21 protein-coding genes and 2 tRNA genes are annotated in these 22,701 nt (G+C 71.7%); 15 read left to right on the forward strand and 8 right to left on the reverse strand.

Annotated elements, in window-relative coordinates; genetic code table 11:
* The first annotated feature begins 135 nt into the window (after positions 1–135).
* The 3 genes from OG510_RS31745 to OG510_RS31755 all read left to right on the forward strand — a co-directional run bounded on the left by OG510_RS31745 (position 136) and on the right by OG510_RS31755 (position 2,960).
* Complete coding sequence (locus OG510_RS31745) at positions 136–1,194, forward strand: chorismate-binding protein (protein ID WP_406141308.1); 1,059 nt, start codon at positions 136–138, stop codon at positions 1,192–1,194.
* Positions 1,191–2,012, forward strand: coding sequence for an aminotransferase class IV (locus OG510_RS31750; protein WP_406141310.1), 822 nt, complete (start codon positions 1,191–1,193; stop codon positions 2,010–2,012). The genes OG510_RS31745 and OG510_RS31750 overlap by 4 nt, the downstream gene beginning before the upstream one ends.
* A 108-nt stretch (positions 2,013–2,120) precedes the next feature.
* Entirely contained in the window at positions 2,121–2,960 is an 840-nt protein-coding gene (locus OG510_RS31755) for a GNAT family N-acetyltransferase (protein ID WP_406141311.1), read from the forward strand.
* A 44-nt stretch (positions 2,961–3,004) separates the two neighbouring features.
* Here the strand turns inward: OG510_RS31755 and OG510_RS31760 are convergent, their stop codons facing one another.
* Positions 3,005–3,520 carry a DsbA family protein gene (locus tag OG510_RS31760; RefSeq protein ID WP_406141313.1) on the reverse strand — a complete coding sequence of 172 codons (516 nt, stop codon included), beginning with the start codon at positions 3,518–3,520 and terminating at the stop codon, positions 3,005–3,007.
* Between the two features lie 166 nt (positions 3,521–3,686).
* On the opposite strand from OG510_RS31760, the gene OG510_RS31765 reads away from it, so the two are divergent.
* Positions 3,687–4,160: a hypothetical protein gene (locus tag OG510_RS31765; protein WP_406141315.1), complete on the forward strand. Its 474-nt coding sequence runs from the start codon at positions 3,687–3,689 to the stop codon at positions 4,158–4,160.
* A 139-nt stretch (positions 4,161–4,299) separates the two neighbouring features.
* Here OG510_RS31765 and rhaI read toward each other — a convergent pair whose 3' ends face one another.
* Positions 4,300–5,466 carry an L-rhamnose isomerase gene (rhaI, locus tag OG510_RS31770; RefSeq protein ID WP_406141317.1) on the reverse strand — a complete coding sequence of 389 codons (1,167 nt, stop codon included), beginning with the start codon at positions 5,464–5,466 and terminating at the stop codon, positions 4,300–4,302.
* 291 nt (positions 5,467–5,757) lie between these two features.
* Here rhaI and OG510_RS31775 point away from each other — a divergent pair, with 291 nt between their 5' ends.
* Entirely contained in the window at positions 5,758–6,771 is a 1,014-nt protein-coding gene (locus tag OG510_RS31775) for a LacI family DNA-binding transcriptional regulator (RefSeq protein ID WP_406141319.1), read from the forward strand.
* Positions 6,772–6,886: 115 nt separating this feature from the next.
* Positions 6,887–7,045 (forward strand): hypothetical protein, encoded by a 159-nt coding sequence (locus tag OG510_RS31780; RefSeq protein ID WP_203600874.1) that lies wholly within the window; start codon positions 6,887–6,889, stop codon positions 7,043–7,045.
* Between the two features lie 18 nt (positions 7,046–7,063).
* Here OG510_RS31780 and OG510_RS31785 read toward each other — a convergent pair whose 3' ends face one another.
* Both OG510_RS31785 and OG510_RS31790 read right to left on the reverse strand, forming a co-directional pair.
* On the reverse strand, positions 7,064–7,621 hold the full coding sequence (locus OG510_RS31785) for a CGNR zinc finger domain-containing protein (protein ID WP_406141320.1): 558 nt from the start codon (positions 7,619–7,621) through the stop codon (positions 7,064–7,066).
* Positions 7,622–7,822: 201 nt separating this feature from the next.
* Entirely contained in the window at positions 7,823–8,236 is a 414-nt protein-coding gene (locus tag OG510_RS31790) for an SsgA family sporulation/cell division regulator (RefSeq protein ID WP_003959770.1), read from the reverse strand.
* A gap of 562 nt (positions 8,237–8,798) precedes the next feature.
* On the opposite strand from OG510_RS31790, the gene OG510_RS31795 reads away from it, so the two are divergent.
* Positions 8,799–8,870, forward strand: a tRNA-Val gene (locus OG510_RS31795).
* Between the two features lie 228 nt (positions 8,871–9,098).
* Positions 9,099–9,170, forward strand: a tRNA-Val gene (locus OG510_RS31800).
* 51 nt (positions 9,171–9,221) lie between these two features.
* Here OG510_RS31800 and OG510_RS31805 read toward each other — a convergent pair.
* Positions 9,222–9,947, reverse strand: a complete 726-nt coding sequence (locus tag OG510_RS31805) for a 3'-5' exonuclease (protein ID WP_406142657.1) — start codon at positions 9,945–9,947, stop codon at positions 9,222–9,224.
* 182 nt (positions 9,948–10,129) lie between these two features.
* Here OG510_RS31805 and OG510_RS31810 point away from each other — a divergent pair, with 182 nt between their 5' ends.
* The 3 genes from OG510_RS31810 (at position 10,130) to thrS (ending at position 14,032) form a co-directional block, all read left to right on the forward strand.
* A complete protein-coding gene (locus OG510_RS31810) occupies positions 10,130–10,696 on the forward strand; it encodes a DUF4365 domain-containing protein (RefSeq protein WP_164267432.1) in 567 nt (188 codons plus the stop codon).
* Entirely contained in the window at positions 10,696–11,967 is a 1,272-nt protein-coding gene (locus OG510_RS31815) for a hypothetical protein (protein WP_406141322.1), read from the forward strand. Before OG510_RS31810 ends, OG510_RS31815 begins: the two co-directional genes overlap by 1 nt.
* Positions 11,968–12,052: 85 nt before the next feature.
* Complete coding sequence (thrS, locus tag OG510_RS31820; RefSeq protein ID WP_406141324.1) at positions 12,053–14,032, forward strand: threonine--tRNA ligase; 1,980 nt, start codon at positions 12,053–12,055, stop codon at positions 14,030–14,032.
* A gap of 48 nt (positions 14,033–14,080) precedes the next feature.
* Here thrS and OG510_RS31825 read toward each other — a convergent pair whose 3' ends face one another.
* Complete coding sequence (locus OG510_RS31825) at positions 14,081–14,743, reverse strand: potassium channel family protein (protein WP_406141326.1); 663 nt, start codon at positions 14,741–14,743, stop codon at positions 14,081–14,083.
* 67 nt (positions 14,744–14,810) lie between these two features.
* On the opposite strand from OG510_RS31825, the gene OG510_RS31830 reads away from it, so the two are divergent.
* On the forward strand, positions 14,811–15,368 hold the full coding sequence (locus OG510_RS31830; protein ID WP_406141327.1) for an HIT family protein: 558 nt from the start codon (positions 14,811–14,813) through the stop codon (positions 15,366–15,368).
* A gap of 111 nt (positions 15,369–15,479) precedes the next feature.
* Here the strand turns inward: OG510_RS31830 and OG510_RS31835 are convergent, their stop codons facing one another.
* A complete protein-coding gene (locus tag OG510_RS31835; protein ID WP_406141329.1) occupies positions 15,480–17,135 on the reverse strand; it encodes a hypothetical protein in 1,656 nt (551 codons plus the stop codon).
* A gap of 307 nt (positions 17,136–17,442) precedes the next feature.
* Positions 17,443–19,671 carry an elongation factor G-like protein EF-G2 gene (locus tag OG510_RS31840; protein ID WP_406141331.1) on the reverse strand — a complete coding sequence of 743 codons (2,229 nt, stop codon included), beginning with the start codon at positions 19,669–19,671 and terminating at the stop codon, positions 17,443–17,445.
* A gap of 276 nt (positions 19,672–19,947) precedes the next feature.
* On the opposite strand from OG510_RS31840, the gene pgsA reads away from it, so the two are divergent.
* Genes pgsA through OG510_RS31855 form a run of 3 tightly spaced genes read left to right on the forward strand, consistent with a single transcriptional unit; the run spans position 19,948 to position 22,678 of the window.
* Positions 19,948–20,622 (forward strand): phosphatidylinositol phosphate synthase, encoded by a 675-nt coding sequence (gene pgsA / locus OG510_RS31845; RefSeq protein ID WP_406141333.1) that lies wholly within the window; start codon positions 19,948–19,950, stop codon positions 20,620–20,622.
* Positions 20,619–21,521: a phosphatidylinositol mannoside acyltransferase gene (locus OG510_RS31850; protein ID WP_406141335.1), complete on the forward strand. Its 903-nt coding sequence runs from the start codon at positions 20,619–20,621 to the stop codon at positions 21,519–21,521. Before pgsA ends, OG510_RS31850 begins: the two co-directional genes overlap by 4 nt.
* Positions 21,518–22,678 (forward strand): glycosyltransferase family 4 protein, encoded by a 1,161-nt coding sequence (locus tag OG510_RS31855; protein ID WP_406141337.1) that lies wholly within the window; start codon positions 21,518–21,520, stop codon positions 22,676–22,678. The genes OG510_RS31850 and OG510_RS31855 overlap by 4 nt, the downstream gene beginning before the upstream one ends.
* Positions 22,679–22,701: the final 23 nt, after the last annotated feature.

A 22,701-nucleotide genomic window follows, 5' to 3' on the forward strand; every position in this document is an offset into this window, starting at 1 on the left:
GCGGCGCTTGCGCGCCCCGGCGACAGGTTGAACTCTAGCGGATTCCCGGGCCAGCACAAAAACGCGTTTCCGCAGCGTGCTGCGGTGCGTTCGCACCGGAGCGGCTTTCCGGTGGCCCGTCCTAGACTCGCCGGTGTGCACCGCCTCCCTCCTCTCGCCCGCTTCGGCGGCCGTGTCGCCCGTGACCTGCGCGATGTCACCAGCGATCCCGCAGCGCTGGACTCGGCCGGCTTCTGGGCGGTGGCCGCGGATTTCGAGGGCGGGCTCGTCTGCGCCCGCTTCGGCGACGTACGTGAGGAGCCGGTGCCCGCGGCCGTCCCCGGGCGGTGGCGGGGCCCCGCGGCCGGTGACTGGACGTCCTCGCTCGACCACGACGCGTACACGGCGGGGGTCCGCCACATCCGGGCGCGGATCGCGGCGGGCGAGGTGTACCAGGCCAATCTCTGCCGGGTCCTCACCGCGCCGCTGCCCGATCCGGCGACCGCCGACGTCGACGCCCTGACCGCTCTGCTCGCGCGGGGCAATCCGGCGCCGTACGCCGGGACGATCCGGCTGCCCGCCCACGGGCTGGAGATCGCGACCGCGTCCCCCGAGCTGTTTCTGCGCCGCTCCGGACGGACCGTCGAGTCGGGACCGATCAAGGGGACCGGGCGCACCGCGGCCGATCTGCTGGAGAAGGACCACGCGGAGAACGTGATGATCGTGGACCTCGTCCGCAACGATCTCGGCCGGGTCTGCGCCACCGGCTCGGTCCGGGTGCCGCAGCTCTGCGCGGTCGAGCAGCACCCCGGTCTCGTCCATCTCGTCTCCACGGTCCGCGGCGAGCTGGCCGACGGGGCCGGCTGGAGCCGGCTGCTCGCGGGCACCTTCCCGCCCGGCTCGGTGACCGGGGCGCCCAAGTCGAGTGCGCTGCGCGTCATCGAGGCGCTGGAGACCGCACCCCGCGGGCCGTACTGCGGAGGCATCGGCTGGGTCGACGCGGACCGCGGCACGGCCGAGCTCGCGGTCGGCATCAGGACCTTCTGGATCGACCGCACCCACGAGCGCGGTCCGGTCCTGCGCTTCGGCACCGGCGCCGGCATCACCTGGGGCTCCGACCCGGAACGCGAGTGGGACGAGACAGAACTGAAGGCAGGCCGGCTGCTCGCGATAGCGTCCGGGACGAACGAGACGATCGGAAGGACCACTCCATGAAGATCTGGGTCAACGGCGGGCTGCGGGACGCGGACACCGCGCTGGTCTCGGTCCTCGACCACGGGCTGACCGTGGGCGACGGCATCTTCGAGACGGTCAAGGCGACGGGCGGCCGCACCTTCGCGCTCACCCGGCACCTGGACCGGCTGGCCCGCTCGGCGCGTGGGCTCGGGCTGCCCGACCCCGACCGGGACGAGGTGCGCCGTGCCTGCGCGGCCGTCGTCGAAGCCAACCCGATGGAGCTGGGGCGGCTGCGGATCACGTACACCGGCGGGCTCTCGCCGCTCGGCTCCGACCGCGGCGCAGCCGGACCCACCCTGGTCGTCGCGCTCGGTGAGGTGAAGCGCCGCCCCGACACGACCGCGGCGGTCACCGTGGAATGGACGCGCAACGAACGCGGCGCGCTGGCCGGGCTGAAGACCACCTCGTACGCGGAGAACGTCGTCGCGCTCGCGCGGGCGCACGAACAGGGCGCGACCGAGGCGCTGTTCGCCAACACCACGGGCGCGCTCTGCGAGGGAACCGGCTCCAATGTCTTCGTCGTGGTCGACGGGGAACTGCACACCCCGCCGCTCTCCTCCGGCTGTCTGGCGGGCATCACCCGTGCCCTGGCCGTCGAGTGGACCGGAGCCCGGGAGAGCGAGCTGCCGCTGGACGTCCTGGAGCGGGCCGACGAGATCTTCCTGACCTCGACACTGCGCGATGTGCAGGCCGTCCACCGCATCGACGGACGCCAACTGGCCGACGCGCCGGGCCCGGTGACCGCCAAGGCCATGCGGATCTGGGAGGAGCGGGCAGCGGAGCGGCTGGATCCCTGAGGGGGCAACGGGCCCGCGCCGCACCGCCGCAGTTCAACGCGCCGTGCTCCGGGCCGTACTTCGGGAATGCGGATGACGGGCGGCCGCAGGGCGGGTAGAACACCCCTGATGACCACCACCCTGCGGCCGACCGGGCCGCTTCAGCAGGGCGCCGACGGCGCCAAGGCACGCTCCTACGAGGTCTGTGTGAACAGCCGCCCGGTGGGTGCGGTCGACCTCCGTACGGACAGCGCATTCGGGCCCGCCTGCGGAGTGATCGGCGGGCTGCGGATCGACGAGCAGGACCGGGGGCGCGGCCGGGGCACCGTGGCCGCGCTCGCCGCCGAGGAAGTGCTGCGCGGCTGGGGCTGCGACCAGGTGCGGATCGCCGTACCGGCCGACGCGGCCGCCGCGCTGCGGATGGCCGACGCACTCGGCTACACGCTCCGCAACAGCCACCTGATCAACGAGCTGCCCGCGCAGCCGCCTGAGCTGCCGGCCGGGGTCGGGGCCCGCCCGATGCGCGAGGACGAGTTCCGGGTGTGGCAGGCGCGGGGCGTCGCCGAGTACGCGCAGACCTGGGTCGAGCGGGGCATGCCGGAAGACCGGGCCCGCGCCAAGTCCGAGGCCGATCACCGCCACAACCTCCCCGAAGGGCTGGCGACCCCCGGCACCGTCATCGACGTCCTGGTCGAGGACGGCCAGGTGGTCGGACATGTCTGGATCGCCGGGACCGACGCGGTCCCCGGCGGGCGCGGGGCCTTCGTCTTCGACGTCGAGGTCGCCGAGGAGCACCGGGGCCGCGGCCACGGCCGCTCCCTGATGCTCCTCGCGGAGCGTGAGGCGCTGGCCGCCGGGGCGCGGCTGATCAAGCTGAACGTGCTCGCGGCGAACACCCCGGCGGTCCGGCTCTACGCGTCACTGGGCTACCGCGAGGCCGAACGCTTCTGCGCCAAGCCGCTGCTCTGAGACCCACCCGGCGGCTGCCCGGCGCTCGCCCGCCAGGAGACGCCTCAGTCCTCGGCGGCGAGCAGCCGGTCGGCGATCGCCTCGATCCGCTCGCGCAGCCCGTCCTGGCTCTTGCCGCCGTCCAGCCGTTCGCCGCCGATGACATAGGTCGGGGTGCCGGTGACGCCGATCGCCTTGCCCTCCGCCTGGTCGGCGTCGACGGTCAGCATGTGCCGTCCGTCGATCAGGGCGGTGTCGAACTCCTCGGTGTCCAGGCCGAGGCCACCCGCGGTCTCCAGCAGCACCGGCTCACCCCGGGAGGCCAGCTCCCCGGTGCGGGCGAGCACGGCCTCGGTGTACGGCCAGCCCTGCCCCTGCTCGAAGGCTTCCTCCGCCGCCTGGGCCGCCGCGTAGGCGTGCCGGTGCTTCTCCAGCGGGAAGTGGCGCAGCCGGAGGTCGAGCCGGTCGCCGTAGCGGGCGCGCAGTGCGCGTACGTCGTCCAGGGCGCTGTGGCAGTCGGGGCACTGGAGCTCGCACCAGACGTCCAGGACGACGCGGCGGGAGGCGGAGGAGTCACTCATGGCGCCAGTCTCCCAGCCGTACGCGGTACGGCCCAACCGGGACCTGAGGAGGATCCGCCCCCGGAGATGTCCCCGAGATGTCCCCGGGCTCGGACCGGGGCGTGGCTTCCGCACCCCTGTCCGGTGCAGGATGGAGGGAAGCGAACCCATGGCTGGAGGAGACCGGATGATTGCCGAGACCGTCTGTTCCGCGGTGTCCGCGGCAGGGCTGGGCATCGCCGCGATCACGGCGTACCGCAAGCGATTCCTGTCGGCGACCCGCATTTTCGCGTACTCGCTGGTCCCGGTGGGACTGGTACTGACGGGCGTCGTCGGCTGGGTGGCCGACATCGTGTTCAAGCCGTCGGTCTGGCTCGGCTTCGGGATGCTCGCGGTCGCCTGGCTGCTGTTCATCACCACCCGGGCCGTCGAGCGCCGCTCCGGCGGCACCCGCAAGGAACGGAAGGCGGCCGCCAGGGCGGCCGAGCCCGGCGCGGTGGCCCCCGCGGCCCCCGAGCCCGCACTGCCGGGGCGTACGGGAGCCCAGCCGCAGGCTGCCGCGCGGCCCGCACCGCAGGCCAAGGCGGCCGCGCCCAAGGCCGCCGCGCCCACGGAGGACTTCTCCGACATCGAGGAGATCCTCAAGAAGCACGGCATCTGACCGGCGGGCATCCGGTCGGGAGGCAGAAGCACGGCGTTCCGGTTGGCGGGCAGAAGCACGGCGTTCCGGCCTGGAGGCAGAGGTACGGCATCCGGCCGGGCGGCCGGTGCGCGTCCGCCGGTCGGCACCGGCCTGCCGGTCAGGCCCCCCAGCCGGCCTGGGTGCCCCCCACGCGCTCCGTGGCGATCCGCTGCTGCCTGCCCGAGGCCAGATAGGCGGCGACCGGATCGGGGTGCAGCCCGCTCTCCTCGCGGATCCCGGCGAGCAGCGGCCTGACATCGGTGTTGTACGCGTCCATCAGCACGGCGTTCGCACCGAGCACGTCCCCCGAGCGCTGCGCGGCCCTCAGCGCGTCCGCGTCGACCATGAGCGCCTTCGCCGTCGCCTCCTGGACGTTCATCACCGAGCGGATGACGGCCGGGATCTTCGCCTCGATGTTGTGGCACTGGTCGAGCATGAAATTGACCTGGGCGGCCGGTTCCAGGCCGCCGTTCCTGACGACCTCGTGCATGATCCGGAAGAGCTGGAAGGGGTCGGCGGCGCCCGCCATCAGATCGTCGTCCGCGTAGAAGCGGGAGTTGAAGTCGAAGGCCCCCAGCTTCCCTTCGCGCAGCAGCACGGCGACGATGAACTCGATATTGGTCCCGGGAGCGTGGTGCCCGGTGTCCACGACGACCTTCGCCTTCGGGCCGAGCTTCAGACAGTGGGCGTACGCCGTGCCCCAGTCGGGCACGTCCGTGGCGTAGAAGGCGGGCTCGAAGAGCTTGTACTCCAGGAGCATCCGCCGCCCCTCGCCGAGCCGCTCGTACACGGTCGCGAGCGCCTCGGCGAGCCGGTCCTGGCGGGCCGCCACATCGTCCTGGCCCGGGTAGTTGGTGCCGTCGGAGAACCACAGCTTCAGATCGGACGAGCCGGTGGCCTCCATGATGCCGACGCACTCCAGCAGATGAGCCACCGCCTTGCGCCGCACCGCCGGGTCGGGGTGCGTGACCGATCCCAGCTTGAAGTCGTCGTCCTGGAAGACGTTGGAGTTGACCGCGCCCAGGGTCAGCCCGCGCTCCTCGGCGTACGCGGCCAGAGCGGCGTAGTCGTCGACCCGGTCCCAGGGGATGTGCAGGGAGACCCGGGGGGCCACCCCGGTGAAGGCATGAACCTGTGCGGCGTCGTCCAGCTTCTCGAACGGGTCGCGGGGCACGCCTGGCTGCGCGAACACCTTGAAGCGGGTGCCGGAGTTCCCGTAACCCCAGGACGGGGTCTCGATGGTCTGTGACGCCAGCGCGGCCTTCACGGCCGAGAGTTCAGGCATGCCCAACCCCTTCAATGAATCGATTCATTGAGCGGTGAAGCTAGTAGCGGCATCCAGCCGCGTCAAGCCTTGGCGCACCCCGGGGCAGCGGCCGGAGCTGTGCGGTTGGAACAATTCAGTCCGCGGCGGACCGGCCGTCGCGGGCGTGCGCGGAACGGCTCGCCGGGCCGGGGTGTCCACCCGTCTCGCCCGAGCGGGGACGCGACCGTACGATGAGCGCACTCCGTGCGGGCGGCCGGGCGTCATCCGGGTCCGGCCCGGACACAGCCAGGTACAGCAGGTGGGACAGACGTGGCAGGCATCAAGGACGTGGCCAGACGTGCGGGCGTCTCGGTCGGCACCGTGTCCAACGTCATCAACCGGCCGGCCTCCGTCTCACCGGAGACCCGCGCCCGGGTACAGGCGGCCATCGCCGAACTCGGTTACGTACGGAGCGAGTCGGCCAGGCAGCTACGGGCCGGCAGCAGCAGGATCGTTGCGCTGCTCGTGCTCGACATGGGCAACCCCTTCTTCGTGGACATCGCGCGCGGGGCCGAGCGGGCCGCCCGCGGTGCCGGACTCGGCGTCATGGTCTGCAACAGCGACCAGAGCCCGGCGGAGGAAGCCGCCTATCTCTCGCTCTTCGCCGAACAGCGGGTGCTGGGGGTGCTGGTCACCCCGGCCGACCCGACAGGGAAGAGCCTGGAGGACTTCGGCCGGCACGGCATCCCCTCGGTGCTGGTCGACCGGGTGGCGTCCGGCGCCACCTCCTGCGCGGTCTCGGTCGACGACGTCCACGGCGGCACCCTCGCCGTACGCCATCTCGTCGCCGCGGGGCACCGTTCGATCGCCTTCGTCACCGGGCCTCCTGAGCTGCGCCAGATCCAGGACCGCAGGAAGGGCGCGCTGGCCGCGCTCGACGAGGCGGGGCTCCCGCCCGATGCCCTGGTGGAGATCTCCACGGGGCGGCTCGACGTGGCGGCCGGCCGGGACGCCGGAGCCCGGCTGGTCGGTCTTGCGCCGCGCCCGACGGCGGTCTTCTGCGTGAACGACCTGCTGGCGCTGGGCGTGCTCCAGTCGCTGTACGCGGCGGGCGTCAAGGTGCCGCAGGACATGGCCATCGTCGGCTACGACGACATCGAGTTCGCCGCGGCCGCCGCGGTGCCGCTGACCTCGGTACGCCAGCCCGCGGTGCTGATGGGGCGGATGGCGGCCGAACTCCTCCTGGAGGAGGCCGGGTACGCGGGCGACGGCGAGCATCTGCACCGCGGAGTCATGCTCCAGCCCGAGCTGGTCGTCCGGGCGTCCAGCATTCTGCCGCACTGACGTCCGGCCGCCGCACGCACGGCCGGACGGATGGTCACGGGATCCGGCGAACTGACCGCATACATATGCGTGTTGGTCAGTGAAAACAGCCCCGCTACGTCATCATCGGCCCGAGATGCTGGATACCCCCCGGGACGATGCCGCCGTCCCCACCCCTGCCCCCGAGCCGCGTGGCTGTCTTTTCGCGCTCTCCCAGCCGCCCCTGATGATCTTCCTCGGGGTGATCTGCTGTCTGCTGCTCATGGCGGCCGTGCACGATCTGTTCCTGCTGTGAGGGCGGTGAGCGTGCGCGTCAGCTCGCGGCGGCCTTCCGTCTGGCGCGGTAGGCGGCGACATGCAGCCGGTTGCCGCAGGTGCGGCTGTCGCAGTACCTGCGGGAGCGGTTGCGCGAGAGATCGACGAAGGCGTGTCCGCAGTCCGGCGCCTCGCAGCGGCGCAGCCGTTCCTGCTCGCCCGCGACGACGATGAACGCGAGCGCCATACCGCCGTCGGCCGCGAGGTGGTCCGCGACCGAGGCGCCCGGGGCGAAGTAGTGGACATGCCAGTCGTAGCCGTCGTGGTCCGTGAGCTGCGGGGTCGTGCCCGCCGCTGCGACGAGCCGGTTGACCAGCGCGGCCGCCGCGTGCGGGCCGGGGGCGGCGAACACATCGGCGAACTGCCTGCGCACCCCGATGACGGCCTGCCGGTCGGCCTCGCCGAGCTGTCCCACGCCGCTCAGGTCGTAGTCGCGCACGAAGGCGTACAGCCCCTCGATGTCGGCGAGCGGGTCGGCGTCCGCGCCTTCCGGCGCGGTGTTCACCAGACTGACCACCACGTCGAGGGCGATCCGGGTGTCGTGGGGGATCAGCACGATGCACTCCCTGGCCTGCGGCGGGCCGGCGCCCGCCGATGCTCGCCGACTCTAGTGCCTCGCCGTTCCGGCCCCGGACGCACCGGGGCGCCGCCCCCGCGGTGGATTCCGCGGGTACGGCGCCCGGCTTCTGGCGTATGTCGTTGTCTGCGCGGTGCCGTCGCCCCGAGTCGGACGGCACCGGGCCTCTCGCGGCCTGGCTCAGCTTTCGGCCAGAATGTGCGAGAGCTCGGTGTCGAGGTCGAAGTGACGGTGTTCCGTACCGGGTGGTACGGCGGCGTCGGTCCGCTTGAGGAACGACTCCAGGGCCCTCGCAGGGGCTTCGAGCAGTGCTTCTCCTTCCGGAGAACTCAGGGCGATGCAGACCACGCCCTGACCGTGACTGCGCGACGGCCAGACTCGGACGTCGCCGGTGCCGGTGGGCCTGTGCAGACCCTCTGCGAGGAGATCGCGGGCGAAGACCCACTCCACGGTCTCTTCGGCTCCGGTGTGGAAGGTGGCATGCACGGCATACGGATCGGCCGTGTCATACCGCAGGCCCGCGGGTACAGGCAGTGATGACTCGCTCGACACAACGAGGCGCAGGTGCAGCTCGCAGCTGACCGTGGTGTTCATAAGCGCCAGGGCCTTTCGCTCAGTGTGCGCTCGGGGATTCGCACGTCGGCGAAATCGACATGCCACCTACGGTGCCGTTGTAAACCCCTCTGACCGATTTGTGGCTCTTAAGGTCCCCTGTACGGCTGAGTGTGGGTTTGTGAGATTACGGCAAACGGGTGACGCCCGGAGTGGCGACTCCGGTCCCGTCCGGTCCGGCGGGCCGGGAGGTGCGTGTGCGGAGAGTGGAGGGCTCGTCGACGGAGCGTTGCGGAAAGGCGCGGCAGGGCGGGGCAGGCGTGACACGGCAGGGCGGCACAGGCATGACGCGGCAGGGCGGGACGGGCGTGAGCGGTGCGGGTGCGCCCTCGGGGTGAGGTCCCGGCCCTGGGGGCCCCGGTGTCCGTCCGGAGGGCTGGGTGCCGGGTCCGAGCCGGCTGGCGGGCCTCTTGCCGGCTTGCCGGCCGGGCTCGTCCTGAGTTCCCGGCATGGCTCGTCCCGGGCGGCCGTGGGCAAGATCCACGAGTGGCTCCGGGGTGGTCCTGAGCGGCCCGGGGCATGCGGTAATGTTTTCCCTGCGCCCGGGCGATTAGCTCAGTGGGAGAGCGCTTCGTTCACACCGAAGAGGTCACTGGTTCGAACCCAGTATCGCCCACCGTCCGGTTCCGATGGCCCGGAGGCTTCACAGCCTCCGGGCCATCGGCGTTCCACGTTCGGCGACGGCATCGGGTCGCCCGGGGCCGTTCCGCCTTAAAACGATTCACCGCAGGGCGGGGATTCCGGCTCCGCTCCACCGTGAACCGCGCGCTCGGGGCGGGCGGCCGGGGCCGCCGTAAGAGTTTGAACCAGGGCCCGCGGGCCCTGTATGGTTCAGTCCGTTCCCGGGCGATTAGCTCAGTGGGAGAGCGCTTCGTTCACACCGAAGAGGTCACTGGTTCGAACCCAGTATCGCCCACCGGGTGCAGGCCGGTCCGTCACAGCGGACCGGCCTTTCTCATGCGTACGGTCAGGCCACCGCGGAGAGTTCGGGACGCAGCGGCCACGACGGGTCCACGGCCTCCGGCGTGCCCTGCCGGGTGAACCACGCCTGCAGCCCGCGCGCCTGCGCCGCGTGCCAGGTCGTCTGCAGCGTGTGCAGTTCACCGGGCGTCAGCCGCTCCAGGCGCCCCGCGAACCGGCGCCCTATCGACCGTACGAGTTCCAGTGAGGCCAGCGCGTCCGCGGCCGCGTCATGGGCACCGTCCAGCCTGATCTCGTACTGCTCGCAGAGATCCGTCAGGGTGCGGTGGCCCTTGCGGTAGCGGTCCAGGTGTTTGTCCAGGACGCGCGGGTCCAGGACCCGCAGCGGTGAATCCCCGAGATACCGGCCGAGCGACGAGGCGCGGTGGCGCCTCAACTCCCGGTCGAGCAGCGTCAGGTCGAAGGGCGCGTTCATGACCACCAGGGGGCGGCCCGCCGCGCACTGCTCGGCCAGTGCCTTGGCTATCTCCGCCACCACCGGGGACGGCCAGCGGCCGTTGCGCTGCAGATGGAGATCGGTCAGACCATGGATCTCGGTGGCACCCGCGGGAACCGGGATACCCGGATTCACCAGCCAGCGGGTGGTGCGCGGCCGCCCTCCCGCGGCGTCCTGCACGACCAGCGCGGCGGACACGATGCGGTCCTCCTCCACGTCCACACCCGTCGTCTCGGTGTCAAAAGCGGCCAGGGGTCCTTCGAACCAGCACGGCATGTCCCAACTCCTCGCACTCACTTGGCAGATGGTGTGTGACATCCACCCGATCCGGTGATACCCGGCTGTTTGCGACATACGCCGACCGGAGACAACACAGGTGACGGGCGCGGACATTGACGGCCCGTCGCCGGAAATGGACCGGCCCGGTATCGGCACAGTCCGGAAGGCACACCACAGCCATGGCGCTCACGCAGCCCGAACGGGGCCCCCTGGTGCCCGAGCGGCTCGCGCTGCTGCGCGGTTCGCTCGCCACCACCGCCTGTATGGAGACCTTTCAGGTGGGATATCTGCACGCGGTCGCGGCCGCTTCGGGATGTTCGCTGTCCCAGCCCTTCCCGGACAACGGGATCGACTGGCATGTGAGCCACGGAGCCCCCGACCACACCGTGGACGACGAAGTGACCATCAAGGTGCAGCTGAAATGCACCTATCAGATCGCCCCCGACCCGCCGGGCGCGGCCTTCTCCTTCACGCTCGACAACGCCCATCTGGTGAAGCTCGCCCGGACACCCGTCTCGGTGCACAAGATCCTTGTCGTGATGCTGGTGCCGCGGACCCGGGACGACTGGCTGCGGGCCGGTCCCGACCGGCTCGATCTGCGGCACTGCTGTTACTGGACCAACCTGGCAGGCCACCCGGTGACGGGCCGGCACAGGACCACCGTGCGGATCCCGACCTCGCGGATATTCGACGACCGAGCACTCTGCGAGATCATGACCCGTGTCGGGGCCGGAGGGAGACCCTGATGCAGCACCGCCCGCTCGACGAACCCGTACGTCCGCACCCGGTCGAAGGGCCGGGGATCCGGGGCGGTGGCGAGGGCCCGGACCCCGCGCGCGTCGACCCCGCGGTACTCGGCGCGCTGCTCGGCCGGCACGGCTGGCTGCGCCGCGGTGGCGCCGCGGGCCGCTACACCCGCTGGACGCCGCCCGGCCCCGCCGGACGGGGTACGAGCGTCCTCGTCCCCGACACCCGCGCCTTCCCCGACAGCGACGACCTGCTGGCCGAGGCGCTCACCGCGCTCGCGCGCTGCGCCGCGCCGTCGGCCCGCGAGGTACTGGTCGCGCTGACCGTGCCGAGCGACGAGGTCCGCTGGTCGAGGGAGACGGCCGACGACCTCTCTGGTGTCGCCCCCTGGACCGTCCAGGAACAACTGCGCTCCGCCGCACACCAGATGCTCACCGCGGGCGCCCTCGCCTCGGCCCGCACTGCCGGATACCACGGCGCCCGCCACGGCAGGCAGGCCGGCGCCGTGCTGGACGGGGTGCTGGCGGGGCCGGCCCCGGACGGGCGCGGGCTCACCGCGTTCGTCCCGGTGGAGCCGGGCCGGCCCGCTGTGGTCCGGCTGCACCACGCGCTCCACGCCACCCGGGAGGCGGTGGACTACCAGCGGGCGACCGGCTCGATGGACGCGTTCGACGCCGCGGTCCGCGCCGGGGTGAGCCGCGAGCTGACCGAGGCGGTCGTCGCGCTCGTACGGGGCACCGAAGGGGTGTCGGTCGCGCTGGCGTGGGCGCCGGCCGCCGGGGTGCCCGAGGGGTGCGCGGCCAGGCCGGAACCGGTCGCGTTCTCACCCGGCGACCTGCCCGCGCTGCGTGCGGCCGGCGCACGCTATGTCCGGTCGGAGCCCTCCCTGCCGGTCCGGGTCACCGGCGCGGTGGTGCGGATGCGCCGCTCGGCGCCCGGCGGCCCCGGCACGGTGCGGCTGCGGGTGCTGGCCGGGGCGGAGGTCCCGTACGTCCGGATGGTGCTCGACGAGGAGGCGTACCGGATCGCGGGCCACGCCCACCTGGTCGGGCTGCCGGTCCGGGTGCAGGGCAGGCTGGAGAGCCGCAGCGGATTCCGCCGGCTGACCGGTGCCGAAGGGGTCGTCCCCGTCCAGGTCGACGAGGCGGAGCGGGACCGTCTGATGAAGGCGCTCCAGGAGAACCTCGACTTCTTCGAGGAAGCCTGCGCGGGCGAGCGGGCCGAGGACGCGGGCGGGGCCGGGGGAGTGGCCCGGGGCGAGGACCTCTAACCGTTTCGCCAACCGGTCCCAGGTCTCGGTACGATTCAGGGCGCGCCGCGCTCCGGCGGCGCACCCCCTGAGTCAGGAGAGACCGGTGTCAGACGTCCGTGTGGTCATCCATCGCGATTCCGAGCGGGAAGAGCGCGTGGTGACGACGGGCACTACGGCAGCCGAGCTCTTCCCCGGTGAGCGCACCGTCGTCGCGGCCCGGGTCGCCGGTGAGCTGAAGGACCTGGCCTACGCCCTGGCCGACGGCGACGAGGTCGAGCCCGTCCTCATCTCGTCCGATGACGGACTGAACATCCTGCGCCACTCGACCGCGCATGTGATGGCCCAGGCCGTGCAGGAGCTCTTCCCCGACGCGAAGCTCGGCATCGGACCGCCGGTCAAGGACGGCTTCTACTACGACTTCGACGTCGAGCGGCCGTTCACGCCCGAGGACCTCAAGGCCATCGAGAAGAAGATGCAGGAAATCCAGAAGCGCGGGCAGCGCTTCTCGCGGCGTGTGGTGACCGACGACGACGCCCGCGCCGAGCTGGCGTCCGAGCCGTACAAGCTGGAGCTCATCGGGATCAAGGGCTCCGCCGCTTCGGCGGACGACGGCGCGGATGTCGAAGTGGGCGGCGGCGAGCTGACCATCTACGACAACCTCGACCCGAAGACCGGCGACCTGTGCTGGAAGGACCTCTGCCGCGGTCCGCACCTGCCCACCACCCGGTTCATCCCCGCTTTCAAGCTGATGCGCAACGCGGCGGCGTACTGGCGCGGCAGCGAGAAGAACCCGATGCTCCAGCGCATCTACGGCACCGCCTGGCCCACCAAGGACGAGCTGAAGGCGCACCTGGAGTTCCTGGAGGAGGCCGCCAAGCGCGACCACCGCAAGCTCGGCAACGAGCTGGACCTCTTCTCCTTCCCCGACGAGATCGGCCCCGGCCTCGCGGTCTTCCACCCCAAGGGCGGCATCATCCGCCGCGCCATGGAGGACTACTCGCGCAAGCGGCACGAGGAGGAGGGCTACGAGTTCGTCTACTCGCCGCACGCCACCAAGGGCAAGCTCTTCGAGAAGTCGGGCCACCTGGACTGGTACGCGGACGGCATGTACCCGCCCATGCAGCTCGACGACGGGGTGGACTACTACCTCAAGCCGATGAACTGCCCCATGCACAACCTGATCTTCGACGCGCGCGGCCGTTCCTACCGCGAACTGCCGCTGCGGCTCTTCGAGTTCGGCACGGTGTACCGGTACGAGAAGTCCGGTGTGGTGCACGGCCTGACCCGCTCGCGCGGCTTCACCCAGGACGACGCGCACATCTACTGCACCAGGGAGCAGATGGCGGACGAGCTGGACACCACGCTCACCTTCGTCCTGAACCTGCTGCGCGACTACGGTCTGACCGACTTCTATCTGGAGCTGTCCACCAAGGACCCGGAGAAGTTCGTCGGCTCGGACGAGGCGTGGGAAGAGGCCACCGAGACGCTCCGCCAGGTCGCCGAGAAGCAGGGCCTGCCGCTGGTCCCGGACCCGGGCGGCGCCGCGTTCTACGGGCCGAAGATCTCCGTCCAGTGCAAGGACGCCATCGGGCGTACCTGGCAGATGTCGACTGTCCAGCTCGACTTCAACCTGCCGGAGCGCTTCGACCTGGAGTACACCGGGCCGGACGGCACCAAGCAGCGCCCGGTCATGATCCACCGCGCGCTGTTCGGCTCCATCGAGCGGTTCTTCGCGGTGCTCCTGGAGCACTACGCGGGTGCGTTCCCGGTGTGGCTTGCGCCCGTCCAGGCGGTCGGCATCCCGATCGGCGACGCCCACATCCCGTACCTCCAGGAGTTCGCCGCCACGGCGCGCAAGCAGGGGCTGCGGGTCGACGTGGACGCCTCGTCGGACCGGATGCAGAAGAAGATCCGCAACCAGCAGCGCGCCAAGGTGCCCTTCATGATCATCGCGGGCGACGAGGACATGGCCAACGGCGCCGTCTCCTTCCGGTACCGCGACGGGTCGCAGGAGAACGGCATCCCGGTGGACGAGGCCATCGCCAAGATCGCGAAGGCCGTCGCGGACCGCGTACAGGTCTGATCCGCCCGGCGCAGGACGCCACGAAGCCCCCGGAGAACGGCCGGACAGCTAGCTCTCCGGGGGCTTTTCGTCGTCCCGCCGGAGCGTCTGCAGCAGCCACGACGAGAAGGACCCCGTCACCGCTCCCAGCAGCGCGATCCCGCACGCCATCATGGCCACCGCGATCAGCCGCCCCAGCAGCGTCACCGGGGACACGTCCCCGTAACCGACCGTCGACAAGGTGGCGGCGGCCCACCACAGGGCGTCCCCGAACGTACGGATGGTGGCGCCCGGCGCGGTCCGCTCGCAGCTGTAGACCGCGAGCGCGCCGGCGAAGGAGAGCAGCAGCGCGGAGAGCCCCGCGTACGCGATCACCCGGGCGTGCAGATTCAGCCGGGGCTGCGCCCTGCGCTGCTGCACCGCGTTGTAGAGCTGCACCATCCGCAGCAGCCGCAGCAGCGGCAGGATCACCACCAGGGTGTCCATCCGGTGGGTACGCGGGAAGCGCGTCCCCTCGCCGCTCAGGACGAGCCGCGCCGCGTAGTCCAGCGCGAAGACCAGCCAGACCGCCAGGGCCACCCCGAGCGCGGCGTCCAGCAGTACGGGATCGGAGCCCCGCGCCAGCACCCGTACCGCGTAACAGGCGAGGAAGAGCAGCGCGGCCGCGAAGAGCGGGATCTCCGTGCGCTCCTCCCAGCGGCGCAGCCGCTCGCCGGGGTTCAGGACGTCCATCGGCCCAGCATCGCCGTGCGGGCCGCGGCCCGCGCCCCGGCGACACGTTGCGAACGGGGGAAGTCATATGCTGCACAGCATGACGAGTGAGCCGGAACAGCAGATCGGAGTGGGGACGCAGGACGCGTTCCAGCGCCTGTGGACCCCCCACCGGATGGCGTACATCCAGGGGGAGAACAAGCCGAGCGGGCCGGGCTCGGGGGACGACTGTCCGTTCTGCACGATCCCGTCGAAGTCCGACGAGGACGGCCTTGTCGTGGCGCGCGGCACGCATGTGTACGCGGTGCTCAACCTCTACCCGTACAACGGCGGGCATCTCATGGTCGTGCCGTTCCGCCATGTCGCCGACTACACGGAGCTCGACGCGGCCGAGACGGCCGAGCTGGCCGTGCTGACCAAGCACGCGATGACGGCGCTGCGTACGGCGTCCGGGGCGCACGGCTTCAACATCGGTATGAACCAGGGGGCGTCGGCGGGCGCCGGGATCGCCGCGCATCTGCACCAGCACGTGGTGCCGCGCTGGGGCGGTGACACCAACTTCATGCCGGTCGTCGGGCACACCAAGGTGCTGCCGCAGCTGCTGGCCGACACCCGGGCGATGCTGGCGGCGGCCTGGCCGGTCTGAGCGCTGCCGGTCCGAGCGCTGCCGGCCTGAGCGCCGCTGGTCCGAGCGCCGCCGGTCCGGGTACGCGAAGGACCGGCCCCGGGCGGTGGATGCCGGGGCCGGTCCGTGGTGTCAGGCGTCGTAGACGTCGGCCTGGCGCGGCGTCGGGTCCTGGACAAGGCCGCTGAGGACCATCGAGCGGTTGGTGAACGAGTCGGTGTTCACACCGTGCTCGTCGAGTACCCCCATCGCCGCCGTGTGCACGGCGCGCAGCACCGGGGTGGCCGCCCGCATCGCGTCGTCCGCCATGAAGCGGTGCCGCCAGGGCTTGTCGGCCCAGGCGTGCCGCATACCGAACGGCTCGGGCAGGGTGATCTTCCCGCCGCAGAAGTCGAGGACCGGCGGGAACCAGGTGAGCGGGGCCCTGGCGGCCAGCCGCACCACCTCGGGGGTCTCCACCAGCGGCAGGTTCACCTCCCGCGTCTCCCAGAACCTGACCGCCTTGTTGACCTGCTTGGTCTTGGCCGCGGGCTTGGTGGTGAAGAGCGAGTGGACCGGACCGAGGGCGTGGCCGGTGACCTCGATCCGCAGCGTCTCGTGGAGCACCGTCACCGTGATCATCATGGTGATCACCAGCTGGCCGTCCCAGAGAGTGAACTGCACGCCCAGATAGTGGCGGTTGCCGCTGCCGAACTGCTGCTCGTTGCAGATCCGCTGTATCTCGTGGCCCTTGATCTGGAAGGCTTCCACGTCCTCGCCGTCGGGCCGGCTCACCTCGCCCGCGTTCTCACCCACCGGTGCCACGATCCAGTGCTTCACGGACGGGGTGGGGAAGCCGCCGGTGTGCAGCGGGCCGCGCTCCAGCATCCGCAGCCGGTCGTGGATGGCCCGGATGACGTCCCAGCTGCGGAAACCGTGGATCTCGGTGCCCGCCTCGCGCGGGACCAGCTCCTCGGCGAGCTGCCAGCTGCCCCAGCGGGTGCCCATGCCGAGTATCCCCTTGGGGCCCGCGTAGAAGACCGAGTTGGACTGCTGCTCGGCGGTCAGCCTGGCCAGCGACTGGCGCAGCTGCTCGGCCGCGGTCTCGGTGGGGTTGCGCGGTACGGCCTCGGGGATCTTCGGCCCGATGCCGCCGCCGGACAGCAGGCTCTCCCAGCGGGACCGCAGATCCACCGCGGTCCGCTCACAGATCCGCTTGGCCAGCACCCAGCCGATGACCGGCGCGACCAGCATGGCCCGCAGATACAGCGCCCCGATGCCCCCGAACGGCAGCTTGACGAGGAAGAGCACCACGAGCCCGCCGACAGCCACGAGCAGCACGGTCCCCAGGGCCCCCATGCTGCGGTTCTTGGCCCCCGACAGGGTGCGCCGCAGCTGGAAGACACCGAGCCAGAGCAGCAGCCCGGGCAGGAACACGAGTCCGAAGACGGCCATCACGATGGTCAGCCGGGTGTCGCGCTCCTTGCGGATACGGGTCGCGGCCAGGCAGTGCTCGACGACCGTCTGGGGCTCGGTCCCGAAGGACTGGATGAGCGCCTTACGGGTGCCTCCGAGCATCCGCACCTGGACGGCCCGGGAGAAGGACTCGCCCAGATTCGGCTCGAAGAGCGAGAACTTGCCCTTTTTCACTTCGGTCTTGTGCCACTCGCTGTTGGCTTTGAGTATGTCCTCGACCGGGCTGTCCCGGTAGGCCGCGGACGCGAGGGCATGGGTGGCGGCGGTCTGGCCCGCTGATCCCTGGAGCGGAACCTGTGCCCCCGGAATGAAATCGAATCCGTCGTTCGCCACCGCTGCCCCCATCGCCGCACCCAACCGCTGCTGCGGCTGTTCCCAACTACCGTGCCCCGCACACCTGCTGTGCCGGACCGGGCCGCCCCGCGCCTGCCGTCCGGGCCGTGACCTCAGCGTATCCGTGCCGCTCCCCGCGCGTCACGGGACGACGGAAGGCGGCCGCGCGCAAGGCGCTGCCCGGCCGATCTCCGCGGCCCCGGGGGCCGGATTCCGCCGATCTCCGCGGCCCGGGGCCGGACAACGCCGACGTGCGCGGGACCGGTCACCGCAGCGACTGGGCGCGCGAGCCGGGTGACGGCAGCGACTACGTGCCGCTGTGGGCCTGTTCGCGTACCCGGTCGGCCACCTGCGACGGCATCGGCTCATGGCGGACGTACGAGCGCGTGAACCGGCCGGTGCCGTGCGACAGCGACCGCAGATCGACGGCGTACCGCCCGATCTCGATCTCCGGCACCTCGGCCCTGACCAGGGTGCGGCCGGGCACCGTCTGCTCGGTGCCCACCACCCGGCCGCGCCGCCCGGAGAGGTCGCTCATCACCGGGCCCACGTAGTCGTCGGGCACCAGGACCCGCACGGAGATCACGGGTTCGAGGAGTTGGATCGGCGCCCGGTCCGCCGCCTCCCGGAGCGCCAGCGCGCCCGCCGTCTGGAACGCCGCGTCCGAGGAGTCCACGGAGTGGGCCTTGCCGTCCCGGAGAGTGATACGGACATCGACGAGCGGGTGCCCGGTGGCCAGCCCCCTGGCCGCCTGCGCGCGTACGCCCTTCTCGACGGACGGGATGAACTGCCGGGGCACCGAACCGCCCACCACCCGGTCGACGAACTCGATCCCCGAACCGGAGGGCAGCGGGTCCACCTCGATCGCGCAGATCGCGAACTGGCCGTGGCCGCCCGACTGTTTGACGTGTCTGCCGCGCCCCTCGGCCGGTCCGCCGAACGTCTCACGCAGCGAGACCCGGTACGGCTCGGCGTCCACCCGGACCCCGTATCTGCCCTGCAGCCGCTCCAGCGCCACGTCCCGCTGCGCCTCGCCGAGACACCAGAGCACCAACTGGCGGGTGTCCGGGTTCTGTTCGACACGCATGGTCGGATCCTCGGTGACCAGCCGGGTGAGCCCTTGTGAGAGCTTGTCCTCGTCGGCCTTGCCATGGGCGGCGACGGCGAGCGGAAGCAGTGGCTCCGGCAGTGTCCACGCCTCCATCAGCAGCGGGTCGTCCTTCCCGGACAGCGTGTCGCCGGTCTCCGCGCGGCTCAGCCCGGCGACGCACGCGATGTCCCCGGCGGCGCACTCGGCCAGCGGGCTCTGCCGCCGGCCGAAGGGGGCCGAGAGCGCCCCGATCCGTTCGTCCGTGTCGCGGTCGGCGCCGCCGTCCCGGCCGGCGTGGCCGTGGCCCTCCTGGCTGTGCCCCGACACATGCACCGTCTCGTCGGGCCGCAGGGTCCCGGAGAAGACCCGCACCAGGGAGAGCCGGCCCACATACGGGTCGGACGCCGTCTTGATCACCTCGGCGACCAGCGGGCCGCGCGGATCGCAGGCCGCCGCGGCGTGCGGGGCGCCCTCCGGGGTGGTGACCGCCGGGGCCTCGCGCTCCGGCGGGGCGGGGAAACCGCGCGTGATCAGTTCGAGCAGCTCGACCGTGCCGAGCCCCTGCCGCCCACCGGACACCGCGGGGGCCGCGGCGAGCACCGGGTGGAAGACACCGCGGGCCACCGCACGCTCCAGATCCGCGATGACCGTCCCGACGTCGATCTCCTCGCCGCCGAGATAGCGGTCCATCAGGGTCTCGTCCTCGCTCTCCGCGATGATCCCCTCGATCAGCCGGTCGCGGGCCTCGTCCATCGACGGCAGCTCGGCCTCGCCCGGCGCGCTCTCCGTACGCTCGCCCGACGTATAGCCGAACAGCCGCCGGGTCAGCAGCCCGGCGAGGCCCGTCACCGGGGCGTGCCCGTCGGGGCCCGGCGGTCCGTACAGCGGCAGATACAGCGGGAGTACGGCGTCGGGGTCGTCGCCGCCGAAGATCCGTCCGCAGAGCCGGGTCAGCTCCGCGTACCCGGTACGGGCGGTGTCCAGGTGCGTGACCACGATGGCCCGCGGCATCCCGACGGCCGCGCACTCCTCCCAGACCGCACGCGTCGCGCCGTCGACGCTGTCCGCGTCCTGGGCGGCCGACACGACGAAAAGGGCCGCGTCGGCCGCGCGCAGCCCGGCCCGCAGCTCGCCGACGAAATCGGCGTAGCCGGGGGTGTCCAGCAGATTGATCTTGATGCCGTCCCACTCGACGGGGACGAGCGAGAGCTGTACCGACCGCTGTCTGCGCTGTTCGATCTCGTCGTAGTCGGAGACGGTCTGGCCGTCCTCGACCCGGCCTGCCCTGGTGACCGCGCCCGCGGTCAGCGCCAGGGCCTCGACCAGGGTGGTCTTGCCGGATCCGCTGTGGCCGACCAGGACCACGTTCCGTACGGAAGCGGGCCGCCGGCCGGCCGTCGGCGCTCTGCCGGCGGCTCCGGGATGTGTGCTCGCCTTGTCGCCCATGAGTGTGCCTCCCGTGTGCTGAGGGACGTTGCACGGTGAGAAACGGGTGGGCGGACACAGGGCCGGGAAGCGTGGCGGCACCGGTGACGCCCGCGCCCTTCGAGCTTTCCACTCGGGCGGACGCGCGTCCATACGTACGGCCCCGCGTCCGCCCGGGCCCCCGCCCGGCCGCGCGTGTGGGACAGGGCCCGGCGGTGGAGGCCCGCGGTCCTGGCTACGATGGGCCCGCCGGGCGGCCAATGGGGCCGCGCGGCCCACCGACCCCCCGGGAAGGCCATGCTGAACAAGTACGCGCGTGCATTCTTTACGCGTGTCCTCACGCCGTTCGCCTCATTTCTGCTCCGGATCGGGGTCAGCCCCGACGCGGTGACGCTGATCGGTACGGCCGGGGTGATGGCGGGTGCGCTGGTCTTCTTCCCCAGGGGAGAGTTCTTCTGGGGCACGGTCGTCATCACGCTCTTCGTCTTCTCCGACCTCGTCGACGGCAACATGGCCCGCCAGGCCGGGATTTCGAGCCGCTGGGGTGCCTTCCTCGACTCGACCCTCGACCGGGTCGCGGACGGGGCGATCTTCTCCGGCTTCGCCCTCTGGTACGCGGGCACCGGTGACAACAACCTGATGTGCGCGGTCGCCCTCTTCTGCCTCGCGAGCGGCCAGGTCGTCTCGTACACCAAGGCGCGCGGCGAGTCGATCGGGCTCCCGGTCGCGGTGAACGGGCTGATCGAGCGGGCCGAGCGGCTCGTCATCTCGCTCGTCGCCGCCGGCTTCGCCGGGCTGCACAAGTTCGGGGTGCCCGGCATCCAGATCCTGCTGCCGATCGCGCTGTGGGTCGTCGCCGTGGGCAGCCTGATCACCCTGGTGCAGCGGGTCGTCACCGTACGCAGGGAGTCCGCAGAGGCCGACGCCGCCGCGGCCGCCGAAGCCTCCGCGCACGGCGGCGAGGCGGTATGAGGGAGCGGCTGACGGACGCCCTGTACGGGCTCGGCTGGGGCGCGGTCAAGAAGCTGCCCGAGCCGGCCGCCACCGGGCTCGGCCGGCGCATCGCCGACACGGTCTGGAAGCGGCGCGGCAAGAGCGTGCTGCGCCTGGAGTCCAATCTGGCCCGGGTGGTGCCCGACGCCGGGCCGGAGCGGCTCGCCGAGCTGTCCGGGGCCGGGATGCGCTCGTACATGCGGTACTGGATGGAGTCCTTCCGGCTGCCCGCGTGGAGCGCCGACCGGATCCGTGAGGGCTTCGTCCCCGACGACCTCCACCATCTGACGGACGGGCTCGCCGCCGGGAAGGGCGTGATACTCGCCCTGCCGCACATGGGCAATTACGACCTCGCGGGCGCCTGGGTCACCACGAAGCTGGGCGTGCCGTTCACCACGGTCGCCGAGCGGCTCAAGCCCGAGACCCTCTACGACCGGTTCGTCGCCTACCGCCAGGGCCTGGGCATGGAGGTTTTGCCGCACACCGGCGGTTCCGCCTTCGGCACGCTGGCCAGGCGGCTGCGGGACGGCGGCCTGGTCTGTCTGGTCGCCGACCGCGACCTCTCCGCATCGGGCGTCGAGGTCAGCTTCTTCGGCGAGGCGACCCGGATTCCCGCGGGGCCCGCGCTGCTCGCCCAGCAGACCGGAGCGCTGCTGCTGCCCGTCACCCTCTGGTACGACGGTTCACCGGTCATGCGCGGCCGGGTCCATCCGCCCGTGGACGTACCCGGTTCGGGCACCCGTACCGAGAAGACCTCGGTGATGGCGCAGGCGCTCGCCGACGCCTTCGCCGCCGGAATCGCCGAGCACCCCGAGGACTGGCACATGCTCCAGCGCCTCTGGCTCGCCGACCTGGAGCCCCGTCAGGAGCCCGCGTGAAGATCGGCATCGTCTGCCCGTACTCCTGGGACGTCCCGGGCGGGGTCCAGTTCCACATCAGGGACCTCGCGGAACACCTCAACGGCCTGGGCCATCAGGTGTCCGTGCTCGCCCCGTCCGACGACGAGACACCGCTGCCGCCGTACGTGGTCTCCGCGGGCCGGGCCGTCCCCGTCCCGTACAACGGCTCGGTCGCCCGGCTCAACTTCGGCTTCCTGTCCGCGGCCCGGGTACGGCGCTGGCTGCACGACGGCACCTTCGACGTGATCCACATCCACGAGCCCACCTCGCCCTCGCTGGGGCTGCTCACCTGCTGGGCCGCGCAGGGCCCGATCGTGGCGACCTTCCACACCTCGAACCCGCGCTCCCGGGCGATGATCGCCGCGTATCCGATCCTGCAGCCCGCGCTGGAGAAGATCTCGGCACGGATCGCGGTGAGCGAGTACGCGCGCCGTACCCTCGTCGAACACCTGGGCGGCGACGCGGTCGTCATCCCCAACGGCGTCGACGTCGGATTCTTCGAGCGTGCCGAGCCGAAGCCCGAATGGCAGGGGGGCACCATCGGCTTCATCGGGCGGATCGACGAGCCGCGCAAGGGGCTGCCCGTGCTGATGCGGGCGCTGCCGAAGATCCTCGCCGAGTGCCCTCGGGCGCGGCTGCTGGTCGCCGGACGCGGTGACGAGAAGGAGGCGGTCGCCTCACTGCCGAAGGAGATGCGGCAGCGGGTCGAGTTCCTCGGCATGGTCAGCGACGAGGACAAGGCGCGGCTGCTGCGCAGCGTCGATGTCTACGTCGCGCCCAACACCGGCGGCGAGAGCTTCGGGATCATCCTCGTCGAGGCGATGTCGGCCGGTGCGCCGGTGCTGGCGAGCGACCTCGACGCGTTCGCCCAGGTCCTGGACCAGGGCGCGGCGGGCGAACTCTTCGCCAACGAGGACGCGGACGCGCTGGCCGCGTCCGCGGTCCGGCTGCTGGGCGACAGCGAGCGCCGGGAGGGGCTGCGCCGGCGGGGCAGCGCGCATGTACGCCGCTTCGACTGGTCCACGGTCGGCGCGGACATCCTGGCGGTGTACGAGACGGTGACCGACGGAGCCGCGTCGGTCGACACCGACGAACGGGTCAGCCTGCGGGCCCGGTTCGGGCTGGCCAGAGACTGATACCGCGGACCGGTAGCCTTTCG

The sequence above is a fragment of the Streptomyces sp. NBC_01089 genome (assembly GCF_045162975.1).
Classification (GTDB): domain Bacteria; phylum Actinomycetota; class Actinomycetes; order Streptomycetales; family Streptomycetaceae; genus Streptomyces.